The following is a 13,887-nucleotide window of genomic DNA, read 5'->3' as shown; positions in this document are numbered from 1 at the left end:
TCTGCGGCGGCGGCCACGGCCCCCGCGGGGTCGGCCGACACAGCCGCGGCAGCGGCGCGCATCGCCGAGCGGCAATGGATCGTGCAGGGACCAGAACGCATCGCGCTGATCGGGCCGAACGGCTCGGGCAAGACGACGCTGCTGCACGCGCTCGTCGGTGCGCTCATCCCCGGGTCGGACAAGACGGCAGCCCCTGCCTCATCCGGGATCGGAGCCGCATCCGCGACCGCCTCATCCGGAACCTCTCCCAGCGCGATGGCTCACATCGATCGCATCGGCTACCTGCCGCAGCGGCTGGACGGGCTCGACGACGATGAGAGCGTGCTCGACGCGGTGCGCGCAGCGGCGCCGGACGTGCCGGATCGCGAGCTGCGCAACCGACTCGCGCGATTCCTCATCCGGGGTGCGACGGTCGACCGGCCGGTTCGCACGCTGTCGGGCGGCGAGCGGTTCCGGGTGCTGCTGGCCAGGCTGCTGCTCGCCGACCCGCCGCCGCAGCTGCTCGTTCTCGACGAGCCCACCAACAACCTCGATCTCGATACGGTCGACCAGCTGGTCGGAGCGCTGTCGGCCTTCCGCGGCGCGATCGTGGTGGTCAGCCACGACGATGCCTTCCTCTCGCGGCTCGGCATCGATCTGACTCTCGAACTGCGAGACGGGGTGATGCGGGAGGTGTGAGCCGGATCGCGCGCGTTCAGCAACAGAATGCGCATAAGTCAACACGTTCTGCGCAGCGGCGTGTTCGGGAACGCGCATTCTGTTGCGTTGCGCGCAACTGGCCGCGCGGCCCCGGATGGGCTACGCGGTGGGCGGCGGGCGGCGCTCGAGGGTGCGGGCGAGGGCGGCGAAGGCGAGGGCGCACAGCGTGTGCACGGCGAACACCGTGCCGAGGGCGGTGTCCATCGCGGCGCTGTCGTCACCGGCGATCTGCCAGAACGCGCCGCCGAGCAGCGCGACGCCCAGGCTGAGGCCCACCTGCTGCACCGTGGTGAACAGCCCGCTCGCGGCGCCGGCCGCCCGATGCGGCGCCCGAGACAGCACGGTATGCAGCAGGGGCCCGAACATCATGGCCTGAGCCACACCCAGGGGGACCAGCACGAGCTGCAGCGACCAGAGGTCGTCGCGTCCGGCGAACGACAGAATGCCGACGCCGGCGAGCGTCGCCGCCTGGCCGAGCGCGGCGAACATCATGGTGCGAGACCCCGCCGCCGACAGCAGCACGGGCAGGAGCACCGATGTGGCGACGAACGCCGCCCCGAAGCCGAGCACCAGCAGAGACGCCCCCAGCGCGCCCATGCCGAAGCGCGCCTGCGCGAGCGCGGACAGCTCGTACAGGAACGCGCCGTATGTCGCGAAGAACAGCAGCGTCATCACGAGTCCGCGCCGCACGACCCTGATGCGCAGCACCGAGGGCGGCACGACCGGAGTCACGCTCTGACGCTCCGACCTGCGCTGCAGCTGCCAGAACACGAGGAGAGCGGCGACTCCCACGACGATCGCGACGATGCTCCACACGGGCCACCCCTCACCCGGCCCGATCGTGAGCGGCACGATCACGAGGAGCAGGCTGGCGCCGATGGTGACGGCTCCCCTGACATCCATGGCCAGCGGCTCAGGCGAGTGCGACTCCGGCACGGCGCGCAGACCGGCGACGCCGACGAGAGCGATCGCACCCGTCACGACCTGCACGATGCGCCAGCCGAGGTCGGCGGGCGCTGCTGCCGCGATGCCGCCGGCGACGACCTGCCCCAGCACGGTGCTGACTCCGCTCATCGCGGCGAAGAGCATCAGGCCGGTGCGTCGCGTCGGCCCCTCCGCCGTCGTCTGGATGGTCGACAGCACCTGGGGCGTGAGCAAGCCGGCCGCGACGCCCAGCAGAACCCGCAGCACCACGAGCGCCAGCAGGCTCGTCACGAACGCCGCCGCGATGCTCAGCGCCGCGACGCCGAGACCGCCCACGACCAGCATCCGGCGCCTGCCGTACCGGTCTCCGAGACGCCCGGCGATCACGAGCGACGCGGCGAAGGCCGCGGTGTAGGCGGAGAGCACGAGCTGTTCGCCTGCGCTGCCCGTGCCGAGGTCGCGGCCGATGTCGTCGGCGAGCACGTTCACCGATCCGAACGTGAAGTTGACGGGGCCGAAGGCGACGAGGAGCACGGCGAGTCCCGAGCGCGTGAGCGACCGTGCGGGGGCGATCTGGGAGGTCATGCATCCACAGTCGCCATTGGCTCATCCTGTTACCAGAAGCCCGCTGATGCTATTACTGCTGGCACCTGGCAGGGATCGCCGCGCGGGCGCAGACTGGTGGCATGCCCCAAGCCGATCCTCAGCTGCGCGAGCTCGGAACGTTCCTGCGCGCCAGGCGCGAACGAGTCACTCCCGCTGTCATCGGGCTGGCCACCAGCGGTCGACGGCGCACGCCGGGGCTGCGCCGCGAAGAGGTCGCCCAGCTCGCCGGCGTCGGCATCACCTGGTACACCTGGCTCGAGCAGGGCAGGGCTTCCGGGGTCTCGGATCAGGTCATCGGCGCGGTCGCACGCGTGCTCAGGATGACCGATGCCGAAAAGCACCACGCGCTCGTGCTGGCAGGGCATGCGCCGGCGAAGCACGCGCCGCCGATGACGCTGCAGCCGGCGCATGCCGCGATCCTCGAACAGATGCTGCCGTTCCCCGCCGCGGTGCAGACCGACGGCTACGAGATCGTCGCGTCGAATCGGGCCTACAGGTTCGTGTTCGACGACCTCGATCGGTACGCCCCGGATGACCGCAACTGCGCGTGGCTGATGTTCACCGATCCGGTCTGGCGCGGCAGCATCGTCGACGAGTCGCTCGTGCTTCCCGATATCGCGGCCAGGCTCCGCGCACACCAGGCGGAGCACCGCGACGAACCCCGCTGGACGCGTCTGATCGAACGCCTCGTCGAGCACTCCGACGACTTCCGGCGGCTGTGGGAGAGCTACGACGTGGCCGACGAGCGACCGCGCCTGCGCCGGTACCGCTCGCCCCGCGTCGGCGCGCTGAACGTGCACTTCCAGAGCCTGTGGCTCGACCAGTCGAGCGGATCCCGGATGATCGTGATGTCGCCGGCCGACGCCGCCACTCGCGAGCGGCTCGAACGGCTCTCGTCGCTCGTCGCCTCGGCGCCCGCCTGGACGGCCAGGGAGGACGCACTCGCGGACGTCGCGAGCTGACCCTGCGCCTTCGTCGCCGGATGTCGGAGCCACGGGGCAGGATGGGGGAATGGACGTTCTCGATCGGTTCGGGCAGGCGACGCGGGAGTGGTTCCGCGGTGCGTTCCCCACCCCGACCGACGCGCAGGTCGGCGCATGGGAGGCGATCTCGCGCGGCCGCCATGCGCTCGTGGTGGCCCCGACCGGCTCGGGGAAGACACTGTCGGCGTTCCTGTGGGCGATCGACCGCGCCTTCCGCGAACCGCGTGATCCGAATGAGAAGACCACCAGGGTCCTGTACGTCTCGCCGCTGAAGGCGCTGGGCGTCGACGTCGAGCGCAACCTGCGCTCACCGCTGGTGGGCATCTCGCAGGCAGGCAGACGGCGGGGAATCGACGTTCCGGATGTCACCGTCGGCGTCCGCTCCGGCGACACTCCGTCGTCCGAGCGGCAGAAGCTCGTGCGCAGCCCGCCGGAGATCCTGATCACGACACCCGAATCGCTGTACCTGATGCTCACGAGCCAGGCACGACGCACCCTGCGCGGCGTGCACACCGTCATCGTCGACGAGGTGCACGCGGTGGCGGCGACCAAACGGGGCGCACACCTCGCGGTGTCGCTCGAGCGCCTCGATGACGTGGTCACGGGCACTGGCGGCGCTGGACGCCCTGCCCAGCGCATCGGCCTGTCGGCGACGGTGCGCCCGATCGACGAGGTGGCACGGTTCCTGGGCGGCGCCGCGCCCGTCGACATCGTGGCGCCGCGGGCGTCGAAGACGTTCGACCTGCGGGTGACCGTGCCCGTCGACGACATGCAGAACCCGCCGCCTGCCGGTGCAGGAGCCGACGCGTCCGCCGGCGGCGACGAGGGCGAGGACGACTGGTTCCGGCCTCCGGAGTCGACGGAGATGACCGGATCGATCTGGCCGCACGTGGAGGAGGCGATCGTCGACCGCATCGTCGAGCAGAAATCGACGATCGTGTTCGCGAACTCGCGCAGGCTGGCGGAGCGACTCACGGGGCGGCTCAACGAGATCTACGCCGACAGGCTGGGGCTCGAGCCGCCTCCGCCGGCGAAAGCCGCGCTGAGCGGGCCGACCACGTCGGAGACGGCGGGCGTCGCCCCCGTGCTGGCGAAGGCGCACCACGGGTCGGTGTCGAAGGAGCAGCGCGCGCAGGTCGAGGACGAGCTCAAGTCGGGGTCGCTGCGGTGCGTCGTGGCGACCAGCAGCCTCGAGCTGGGCATCGACATGGGTGCCGTCGATCTCGTCATCCAGGTGGAGGCACCGCCATCCGCCGCGAGCGGACTGCAGCGCGTGGGACGTGCGGGGCACCAGGTGGGCGAGATCAGCCGGGCGGCCCTGTTCCCGAAGCACAGGGCAGACGTGCTGCACACCGCCATCGTCACCGAGCGCATGCTGTCGGGGCGCATCGAGGCGATCGAGGTTCCGCAGAATCCGCTCGACATCCTCGCCCAGCACACGGTCGCCGCGTGCGCCACCGACCCCGTCGACGTAGAGGGCTGGTTCGACACGGTGCGGCGCTCCGCGCCGTTCCGGTCCCTGCCCCGCAGCGCGTTCGAGGCGACGCTCGACCTGCTCGCGGGGCGCTATCCCTCCGACGAGTTCGCCGAGCTGCGCCCGCGACTGGTGTGGGATCGCGACGCCGGCACGCTCGAGGGACGGCCAGGTGCACAGCGTCTCGCGGTGACCAGCGGCGGCACGATCCCGGATCGCGGCCTGTTCGGTGTGTTCGTCGCAGGAGAGACGCGAGGCGCCAGAGTCGGCGAACTCGATGAGGAGATGGTCTACGAGTCGCGGGTGAACGACGTGTTCACACTGGGAACGACGAGCTGGCGCATCGTTGAGATCACCCACGACCGCGTGAACGTGGTGCCGGCGTTCGGCCAGCCGGGGCGCGTGCCGTTCTGGCACGGCGACGGGCTCGGTCGCCCTGCGGAGCTCGGCGAGGCGCTCGGAGCGATGTCGCGAGAGCTGTCATCGGCATCGCGCGAGAAAGCAACCGATCGCCTGACCGAGGCAGGGCTCGACGAGCGCGCGATCGGCAACCTGCTCGACTATCTCGCCGAGCAGAAGGATGCGACGGGGTCGCTCCCCACCGACCGCACGCTCACCGTCGAGCGGGGCAAGGACGAGGTAGGCGACTGGCGGATCATTCTGCATTCCCCGTACGGCATGCACGTGCATGCGCCGTGGGCGCTGGCGGTGGGCGCCCGTATCAGAGAACGACTCGGCGTCGAGGGATCAGCGGTCGCCAGCGACGACGGCATCATCGCGCGCATTCCCGATGCGGAATCCGATCCGCCCGGCGCGGAGCTGTTCGTCTTCGAGCCCGACGAGCTCGAGCACATCGTCACAGAAGAGGTCGGCGGCTCCGCGCTGTTCGCGTCGCGCTTCCGCGAGTGCGCCGCCCGCGCACTCCTGATGCCGCGCACACAGCCGGGCAAACGCAGTCCGCTGTGGCAGCAGCGCCAGAAGGCGGCGCAGCTGCTCGAGGTGGCGCAGCGCCACCCGACGTTCCCGATCATCCTCGAGACCCTGCGCGAGGTGCTGCAGGACGTCTACGACCTGCCGGCGCTGCTGCGGCTCGCCCGTGGCATCGGGGAGCGCCGCATCCGGCTCGTCGAGACCGAGACGCCACAGCCTTCCCCGTTCGCGCGCGACCTGCTGTTCGGCTACGTCGGCGCGTTCGTGTACGAGGGAGACTCCCCTCTCGCAGAGCGCCGCGCGGCGGCGCTCTCGGTCGACCCCGCACTGCTGAGCGAACTGCTCGGCCGCGTGGAGATGCGCGAGCTGCTCGATCCCGACGTCATCGCACAGTACGAGGCGGAGGCTCAGCGCCTCGCGCCGGATCGCAGGGCGAGGGGCGCAGAGGGCGCTGCCGACCTGCTGCGCCTGCTCGGGCCGCTCACGCCGGAAGAGCTCTCAGCGCGGCTCGTCGGCGACGGAGACGGAGACGGAGACGACGGCACCGTGCACGGTTCCGACAACGCGGCCGAGGCGGATGCGCACGCCTCACCCGCTCCGAAGGACGCCGCCGGGGAGCCGCCTGCTCCCGATTCCGCACCGGTCGAGACAGCGACCGAATACCTCGATCACCTGGTGCAGCAGCGGCGCGCGATCCGAGTGCCGATCGCCGGCGAACAGCGATTCGCCGTCATCGAGGACGCCGGCCGCCTGCGCGATGCGCTGGGGGCGGCGCTGCCGGTCGGGCTGCCGAACGCCTTCCTCGAGCCGGTCGCCGACCCGCTCGGCGACCTCGTCTCGCGCTACGCCCGCACGCACGGCCCGTTCACGACCCGCGCCGTGGCGGAGCGGCTCGGCATCGGCGTCGCGGTCGCCCGCCACACGCTGCAGCGGCTCGAGTCGCAGGGCCGCCTGCAGAGCGGCTTCTTCCTGCCGGAGGGCTTGTCCTCCGGGGCCTCTTCCGACGAGAACGAATGGTGCGACAGCGAGGCGCTTCGGCGCATCCGGATGCGCTCGCTCGCCGCCCTGCGCGGCAGCGTCGAACCCGTGTCGCAGCCGTCGTACGCGCGGTTCCTCGTCGACTGGCAGCACCTCGAACGGCCGCTGGAGGGGATCGACGGCGTGCTCGCGGTGATCGAACAGCTGGCGGGAGTGCCGGTGCCGGCGAGCGCCTGGGAGTCGCTGATCCTGCCCAGCCGGGTGCGCGACTATGCACCGGCGATGCTCGACGAACTCACCGCGACGGGCGAAGTGATCTGGTCGGGCCACGGCACGCTGCCTGGGCGCGACGGCTGGGTCGCCCTGCACGCCTCGGATGCCGCTGACGTGACGCTCGCCGATCCGGATGACGCGGTGGAGTTCGCGCCGGAGTCCCTCGAAGAGCGCATCCTCGGCGTGCTGTCGTTCGGCGGGGCGTACTTCGCGCCTCAGCTGTCGGACATGATCCGCTCGCGCATGCCGGACGACGAGGCCGCGGCGGTGTCGGAGACGTCTGTCGTCGACGCGCTGTGGAACCTGGTGTGGGCGGGCAGAGCGACCAACGACACGTTCTCCCCCGTGCGCACCCTGCTGGCGGGCGGCTCGCAGGCGCACCGCGCGAAGCGACGGCCCCCGCGGGCCCGCGCGTACCGAGGCGGCGGCCTGCACCGACCCGCGCCTCGACCGACGGTAGGCGGGCGCTGGTCCATGCTGCCCGCTCGCACAGCCGACCTCGCGGTGCGGCAGGCCGCGACCGCCTCCCTGCTGCTCGACCGGTACGGCGTCGTCACGCGCGGTGCGGTGCAGAGCGAGGGCACGCCCGGCGGGTTCGCGCAGGCGTACCGCACTCTCGCCGGCCTCGAACAGGCAGGGCACTGCAGGCGCGGGTATCTCATCGAGAAGCTCGGCGCGGCGCAGTTCGCCGCTTCGACGACGATCGACCGGATGCGGCACTTCGCCGCTCAGGACGACCCGGCGCCCCTTCACGCTGTGATGCTCGCAGCGACCGACCCCGCCAACCCGTACGGAGCGGCGTTGGCGTGGCCGACGATCGACGGCGTGAAGCACCGGCCCGGGCGCAAGGCGGGAGGAATCGTCGTGCTCGTCGACGGGGAGCTGGTGCTGTACCTGGAGCGCGGAGGGAAGAGCGCGCTCGTCTTCGCCGACGACGAATCCGTAGTGCTCGCCGCATGCCGAGGCCTTGCGGACACCGCCCGTGCTCGCCGGCTCGAGACCCTCACGGTCGAGCAGGCCAACGGCGAGTTCGTCTACACGGCGCCGCTGGGCAGAGCGCTTCGCGCGGCGGGGTTCGTGGAGGCGACGAAGGGACTCACGCTGCGCCGCAGCTGAGGCACGGCCCGCTCAGTGGCCGATGTAGCGGCCGGGGCGGTGGTTGACGGCGAGCACGAGATTCACGACCACGACGCCGAGCGCGCTCAGCAGCACCAGCACCCACGGCACGACGAACAGCGCGGATGCCACGATCAGCGCGTCGACGATCATCTGCACCCATCCGGCGCGGAACCCGGTCTTGTCCTGGATGAGGATCGCGACCACGTTGACGCCGCCGAGGCTCGCCTGATGCCGGAACAGGATGAGCATGCCCACGCCCACCAGCAGGTTGCCGCCGAGCACGGCGTAGATCGGGGCGATGTCGTGCAGCGGCATCAGCGCCGCGTTCACGCTCGACAGTGCGGAGACGATGCCGACCGAGCACAGCGTGAGCAGGGTGAACCGGATGCCCTTCTTCCACAGCGCGAGCGCGATGAACGGGAGGTTCACGAGCACGAACACGAGCCAGAACGGCGCTGCCAGCACCTGATCGAGCAGGAGTGCGAGGCCGGCCGTGCCGCCGGTGACGGCGTCGACGGACTTCAGCAGGTGCAGCCCGAGCGCCGCGACGAACGTGCCAGTGGCGATGCCGAAGACATCCTCCGTCGGGGTGTGTCTGGTCTGCTCCCACTCGAGCACGAGCGCGTCGTCGTCCGATCGATCGTCGAGATGGGGAGTGGCAGCCACTCGCCCCATCGTACGCCGGGAGAATTCTCGGGCTCCGGGAATATCCGCGGCACGGCAGACGTTGAGTACTTAGGCAGGCCTAAGTCCAGGCCGCGGAAGGACATCGTGGGCAAGAACTACGTCGACATCGAGAACGACAACGGCGAAACACTGCGGTACCGCAAGCACATCAACGGCCGCGGGCTGGTCGCGCACGGCGCGAAGGTCCACCCCGAGGCGCGCGTGGAATCCGGGGCGTATGTCGAACCCGGCGTGCGAGTCGCCGCCGGCGCCAAGATCGCGAAGGGCGCCTGGATCGAACCGAACGTGCAGATCGGGTCCGAGGCCATCATCGATGCCAACGCGCACGTCGGCCCCGGCGCCGCGATCGGCGCACGGGCGCACGTGGGCATTCGGTCGATGATCGGCGCGGATGCGCTCGTCGCCGACGGCGCGATCATCCGCGACGACGAGAAGATCGCCACCAAGGCGCGCGTCATCACCGACAGCAGAGGGTTCCGCCTCGCCGCCTGAACATACACACCGACCCGAGCGTCCGTCGCCTGGCTGCACTCAGCCGCGGCGGGCGCTCGGTCGTTCCCCGGCTGAGCACACCGCCCGTGCGCTCAGCGGGACGAGCGTGCGCCTCGGCCGCGGGTGATCGCGGCGAAGTGCTGCACGTCGTCTGCGTCGCGTTCGCGCAGCCACGCGAGCGCGACCGGCAGGGACGGGTCGTCGGCGAGCGGGCGGTGGTCGACGTCGCGGCGGTGATGCAGGCGCGCCAGCGACATCGGCACCACCACGATGCCGACGCCCGACGCGACGATCTCGATCGCGTCCTCCGTCGTCGCGGGTGCGCCGAATGTCGCCGCCTCGATCGGCAGGCCGAGATCGCCGAGCACACCGTCCGTCGGTGTGATCAGCACCTCGCCGGCCAGGTCATCCGGGGTGAGTTCGTCCGCTGCCATCAGCGATGATTCCTTCGAGGCGACCACGACGGCCACCTCGTCGTACAAGCGGATCGTGTGCAGCTCATCCGGATCTCCATCGATCGGCAGTCGCACGATCGCGGCGTCGACGTCCCCCGTGTCGAGCGCAGCGCGCTGGCCGGCGGCGCTGATCGGCACGAGCTCGAGCCGGGTCTCCGGTCGCTGTTCGCGCCACCGCTCGATCCACTTCCCCGGCATCGCCCCTGGCACCGCCCCGAGCCGGAACACGGCAGGTGCCGCGCCGAGGTCGTCGCCTGTTGGGCCCGCGCCATGCGGACGAACGGCATCGCCGCGATCCGCACCGGCGTTCCCGCCTGCCCGCCTGCCTGCGCCTGCCGCACCGGGCTTCTTGTCGACGCGCGGCGCTCCACGGTGTCCTGCACCGCCGGATGCACCGCCTCGCCGCGCCCCCGCCCGACGCTTCGGGTTCTGCCTCGCCATGTCTGAAAGCGTACGGCCAACGCCCCGTGCCCGACCTGCACCCCCGCCACCACGAGCATGCGACCGGCGCAGCGCCCGAGAGCTCAGGCGAAGAGCATGTCGATCTTCTCGCGCAGGTACGCCTCCAGCGGCATGACGGCACCCGCCGAGGTCCACCGGATGACGACGGTGCGGTTGCGCACGCTGAGGGGGCCGGATGATCCTTCCGCGGCGAGCGCAGAGAGGGCGATCCCGGTGTGATCGACATTGACGACCGTGCCCGGTGCGAATCCGCCGCGCACGCACATCGCCTCCGCCTCTGCGCGCCGCCTGGCCGCCTCGGAGGTGAAGCCGCGTCGGCGCTCCTCAGACGCGCGCAGGACGTCGCCGACCTCGTAGACCGCGATGTCGCCGATCAGCAGCGTGCCGACGCGCCAGGCTCGCCCGTCCGGCACGACACGGGGCCGAGCGCCCATCGCCGACCGCAGCGCACCAGGCACGATGAGCCTGCCGAGGTGCTCACGCGGGGCGTCGCCGAGCCGCTCCCTCGCCTGGTCGAACAGCGCGGCGGCGGCGGCCGCCTGATCAGCGGCGCGATCATCGGAGCCGTCGCTCATCCGGTTATCCGCCACCCCACCAGGCTACGCCGGGCGCTCGAAGACGGTGCCGAGCACTGCCGCTCCGATCGAAGACGCGGCGTCGCGCATCGTCCGCACGCGACAGCGCCCGCCGCCCCGCGATGGGGCGACGGGCGCCGTCGCGGTCCTGCTACTTCCAGACGTCGGCTGCGATGTCGACGACGTGACGGACCTTGGCCCACTGCTGCTCCTCGGTGAGCACGTTGCCCTCCTCCGTCGAGGCGAAGCCGCACTGCGGGCTGAGCGCGAGCTGGCTGAGATCGGCGAACTGCGCGGCCTCGGCGATGCGCTGCTTGATCTCGTCGACGGGCTCGAGCTCGCCCGCCTTCGACGTCACCAGCCCCAGGACGACCGTCTGATCCCCCGGCTGCAGGAACCGCAGCGGCTCGAAGCCGCCGGCGCGCTCGCTGTCGTACTCGAGGAAGAACCCGTCGTACGGCACCGCGAACAGGTGCTCGGCGATCGGTTCGTACCCTCCGGACGAGATCCACGTCGATCGGAAGTTGCCGCGGCAGATGTGCGTGCCGACGACCAGGTCATCCGGCTTGTCCTCGAGCACCCGGGTGAGGATCGACGCGTAGCGCTCGCCGAGCCCGTCGGTCTCGATGCCGCGCTCGTGCTTCGCACGGTCGAGCTCATCCTGGCTGCACAGGTACGCCCAAGCGGTGTCGTCGAGCTGAAGGTAGCGCGCACCCTCGTCGTAGAAGGCCCGGATCGCGTCGCGGTACGCCTGCACGAGGTCGTCGACGTAGTCACTGCGGGTCTCGTACTCGCCTGCGGTGAGGTTCTGCGGCTCCACGCGGAAGTCGAGCACGGTCGGGGCCGGCAGCGAGAACTTCGGCTGCACGCCGGCTGCCTCGGCCACTGGCTTCAGCGCGCGCCAGTGCTCGAGCATCGGGTGGTCGGAGAAGCCGATGCGGCCGTTCACCTGCACGGCCTTCTGCTTGGTCTGCGCCCCCTGGAACGGCAGACCGTGATCGGTCTCGATGATGTCGACGCCGTCGAGACCGCCGAAGAAGTCGAAGTGCCACCACGCGCGGCGGAACTCTCCGTCGGTGGCCAGCTGCAGACCGGCGTCGGCCTGCTTGCGCACCAGGGAGGCGATCTGCTCGTCCTCCACGCTGCGGAGCGCTGCAGCGTCGAGGTCGCCCGCGGAATGGGAGGCACGAGCGGTCTTGATGGCGTCGGGGCGCAGGAACGAGCCGACGATGTCTGCACGATAAGGAGGGTTCACGGTCACGCCTTCAACCGTACGCGGCTGCGCCCCTCGCCTCGACCCGGGTCGCAACACACCGCAACCCTCGCCGGATGCCGTCTGTGGGTGATCTCCGTCGGTAAGGGCCTCCGCTTACCCGCAGAGATCACCCACAAACGGACGGGTCAGGCCAGGCGCGGCTCGTCGTCCTCGACCAGGGAGAGGGGGCGCACGGGGCTCGAGTCGCTGCCGTGGATCTCACGGTGGATGCGCTCCATCCGCTCGTCGAGCTCGCTCGCTGTGATCGCCGCGTCGCGCAGGCTCTCGAGGATGCGCGCCGGCACCTGCTTGTCGTACTTGTAGTAGGTCTTGTGCTCGAGGCTGGCCCAGAAGTCCATCGCGATGGTGCGGAACTGCACCTCCACCGGCACCCGGATCTTGCCCGTCGAGAGGAACACGGGAACGTCGACGATCGCGTGCAGGCTCTTGTAGCCGTTCGCCTTGGGGTTGGCGATGTAGTCCTTGATCTCGCGCACTTGGACGTCGTCCTGCATCCGGAGCTGATTGAACATCCGGTACGCGTCGGTCACAAAGCTGCAGGTCACGCGCACGCCGGCGATGTCGAGGATGTGGCGTCTGACCGATTCGAGGTCGGGTTCGATTCCGCGCCGCGTGACCTTGTCGACGATGGAGTCGACGCTCTTCAGCCGCGTCTCGACGTTCTCGATCGGGTTGTACGCGTGGTCGTTCTCGAAGTCCTCACGCAGGATGAGCATCTTCGTCTCGATCTCGCGCATGCCGAATCGGTACTGCGAGAGGAACTTCGACAGGTCGTCGCGCATCTGGCGGGCCCTGATCAGCTCCCGCGGGTCGACGACGATCCCCTGGTCCAGTGGTTCCGCTGTCATGGCTTCACCGTACGACGATGGCGTAGGCATGCGCTGTGAGATCTCTATGCTCAGGATGAGCCGAACAGCCCCAATCCCCGGCAGGCCCACAGACCGCTCCGGTTCCCCGAAGTGCGCCACCGCCGCGAACATGGCGCAATCCGCCGCACCGGAACCGGCCGGCGAAAGCCGGAACCGCACTTCGGCACACCGGAAGCGATCCCCGCGGCGGGATACCGGTAGCGTCGAGGTGTGCACGACGACGAAGGCGGCTCCCCGCCGCGCGGCTCGGAGCCGCCTGCCGCCGATGACCGCGACGCGCCCGCTCCGACTCCGGCGAGCCGTCGTCCGTGGAAGCGCACATGGCGGCGCTCATTCGCCTTCGCGATCGCCTCGATCGGGGTGCCGTTCGTGGCGGCAGGGCTCGTGCTCGCGCTGCTCATCGCCCTCTCGCACCCCAGCGCCGGGCCGTCGGCGTTCCTGTCGCCGTTGCTCCCGGTCGCGATGGCGCTGGTGTCGGTCGCGGCGATGACGCTGTTCGTGCGGCGCTCGCGGTCGCACTCGCGCACCGTGTGGGCGGTGATGGCGATCGGTGCATGCCTGGTCTCCATCGCGGCCACGATGATCGCGTTCGCGCTGATCGCCGGTCTGCAGTCCGGATGGCTCGGGCTGTGGTTCGGCGCGGTGGGCACGGTGACGGCGGCGTTCTACTTCTGCGCGCTGGGCGGACCGCTGTGGGCGGCTGCCGGAGCGGTCGCGGGCGCGCGCATCGTCGGCGTCGAGCGCCGAGCCGACCTCTGGCTGTTCGGCGTCGCGACCGCAGCGCTCGGCGCCGTCGTGTCGACGGCGGCGGCTTGGATCGCGCACGGCGACGCGTCAGGCGAGTCGGCGCTCGCACGCTGCTCCGGCTACTCGGCGCAGATGCCCGTCGAGGGCGAGTTCGCGGGCGGATGGAGCTGGTTCCCGCTGGGCTGGGACTGCCAGTGGGGCAGCACACAGGCGATCGACGTGGTCTTCTGGCCGACCTTCCCGTTCGCCACCGGCATCGCCCTCGCCGTGCTCGGACTCGCCCTCATCCTGGCGAACCTGCCCCGCCGCCGTCACCACTCATCCTGACCCGCGCCCCT

At 70.7% G+C, this 13,887-nt stretch carries 11 protein-coding genes; 5 read left to right on the top strand and 6 right to left on the bottom strand.

Features of this window, described 5'->3' with window-relative positions; genetic code table 11:
* On the top strand, positions 1 to 678 hold a 678-nt coding region (locus tag CIK77_RS14445; protein WP_147271154.1), incomplete at its 5' end, for an ATP-binding cassette domain-containing protein.
* Between the two features lie 120 nt (positions 679 to 798).
* Here the strand turns inward: CIK77_RS14445 and CIK77_RS14440 are convergent.
* The gene (locus tag CIK77_RS14440) at positions 799 to 2,208 is read right to left on the bottom strand and encodes an MFS transporter (protein WP_087054846.1); all 1,410 of its coding nucleotides are present in this window, start codon (positions 2,206 to 2,208) and stop codon (positions 799 to 801) included.
* 101 nt (positions 2,209 to 2,309) lie between these two features.
* Between CIK77_RS14440 and CIK77_RS14435 the strand changes: the two genes are divergently transcribed.
* Together CIK77_RS14435 and CIK77_RS14430 are read left to right on the top strand one after the other, a co-directional pair.
* Positions 2,310 to 3,191: a helix-turn-helix transcriptional regulator gene (locus CIK77_RS14435; RefSeq protein ID WP_087054845.1), complete on the top strand. Its 882-nt coding sequence runs from the start codon at positions 2,310 to 2,312 to the stop codon at positions 3,189 to 3,191.
* Positions 3,192 to 3,240: 49 nt separating this feature from the next.
* Complete coding sequence (locus tag CIK77_RS14430; protein ID WP_087054844.1) at positions 3,241 to 7,983, top strand: Lhr family ATP-dependent helicase; 4,743 nt, start codon at positions 3,241 to 3,243, stop codon at positions 7,981 to 7,983.
* 12 nt (positions 7,984 to 7,995) lie between these two features.
* Here the strand turns inward: CIK77_RS14430 and CIK77_RS14425 are convergent, their stop codons facing one another.
* On the bottom strand, positions 7,996 to 8,652 hold the full coding sequence (locus tag CIK77_RS14425; protein ID WP_249268579.1) for a YitT family protein: 657 nt from the start codon (positions 8,650 to 8,652) through the stop codon (positions 7,996 to 7,998).
* Positions 8,653 to 8,757: 105 nt separating this feature from the next.
* Between CIK77_RS14425 and CIK77_RS14420 the strand changes: the two genes are divergently transcribed.
* Positions 8,758 to 9,165 (top strand): transferase, encoded by a 408-nt coding sequence (locus tag CIK77_RS14420; protein ID WP_087054842.1) that lies wholly within the window; start codon positions 8,758 to 8,760, stop codon positions 9,163 to 9,165.
* A 92-nt stretch (positions 9,166 to 9,257) separates the two neighbouring features.
* Here CIK77_RS14420 and CIK77_RS14415 read toward each other — a convergent pair whose 3' ends face one another.
* From CIK77_RS14415 to CIK77_RS14400, 4 genes are all read right to left on the bottom strand, one after another.
* The gene (locus CIK77_RS14415) at positions 9,258 to 10,061 is read right to left on the bottom strand and encodes a LysR family substrate-binding domain-containing protein (protein ID WP_258861481.1); all 804 of its coding nucleotides are present in this window, start codon (positions 10,059 to 10,061) and stop codon (positions 9,258 to 9,260) included.
* Between the two features lie 83 nt (positions 10,062 to 10,144).
* Positions 10,145 to 10,672, bottom strand: a complete 528-nt coding sequence (locus CIK77_RS14410) for a glutaminase (RefSeq protein WP_140403530.1) — start codon at positions 10,670 to 10,672, stop codon at positions 10,145 to 10,147.
* A gap of 136 nt (positions 10,673 to 10,808) precedes the next feature.
* Complete coding sequence (locus tag CIK77_RS14405) at positions 10,809 to 11,918, bottom strand: 5-methyltetrahydropteroyltriglutamate--homocysteine S-methyltransferase (protein ID WP_087054839.1); 1,110 nt, start codon at positions 11,916 to 11,918, stop codon at positions 10,809 to 10,811.
* Between the two features lie 140 nt (positions 11,919 to 12,058).
* Positions 12,059 to 12,781, bottom strand: a complete 723-nt coding sequence (locus CIK77_RS14400; protein ID WP_087055064.1) for a GTP pyrophosphokinase — start codon at positions 12,779 to 12,781, stop codon at positions 12,059 to 12,061.
* Between the two features lie 231 nt (positions 12,782 to 13,012).
* On the opposite strand from CIK77_RS14400, the gene CIK77_RS14395 reads away from it, so the two are divergent.
* Positions 13,013 to 13,876, top strand: a complete 864-nt coding sequence (locus CIK77_RS14395) for a hypothetical protein (protein ID WP_087054838.1) — start codon at positions 13,013 to 13,015, stop codon at positions 13,874 to 13,876.
* Positions 13,877 to 13,887 lie beyond the last annotated feature (11 nt).

Source organism: Microbacterium sp. JB110, assembly GCF_003335195.1.
Lineage (GTDB): Bacteria > Actinomycetota > Actinomycetes > Actinomycetales > Microbacteriaceae > Microbacterium.
This window is presented reverse-complemented; position numbering and strand designations above follow the sequence as displayed.

Coding starts and splice junctions, on each gene's coding strand:
- CIK77_RS14415 (WP_258861481.1), bottom strand. CDS start 10,061: ATGGCGAGGCAGAACCCGAAGCGTCGGGCGGGGGCGCGGCGAGGCGGT.
- CIK77_RS14435 (WP_087054845.1), top strand. CDS start 2,310: ATGCCCCAAGCCGATCCTCAGCTGCGCGAGCTCGGAACGTTCCTGCGC.
- CIK77_RS14430 (WP_087054844.1), top strand. CDS start 3,241: ATGGACGTTCTCGATCGGTTCGGGCAGGCGACGCGGGAGTGGTTCCGC.
- CIK77_RS14440 (WP_087054846.1), bottom strand. CDS start 2,208: ATGACCTCCCAGATCGCCCCCGCACGGTCGCTCACGCGCTCGGGACTC.
- CIK77_RS14400 (WP_087055064.1), bottom strand. CDS start 12,781: ATGACAGCGGAACCACTGGACCAGGGGATCGTCGTCGACCCGCGGGAG.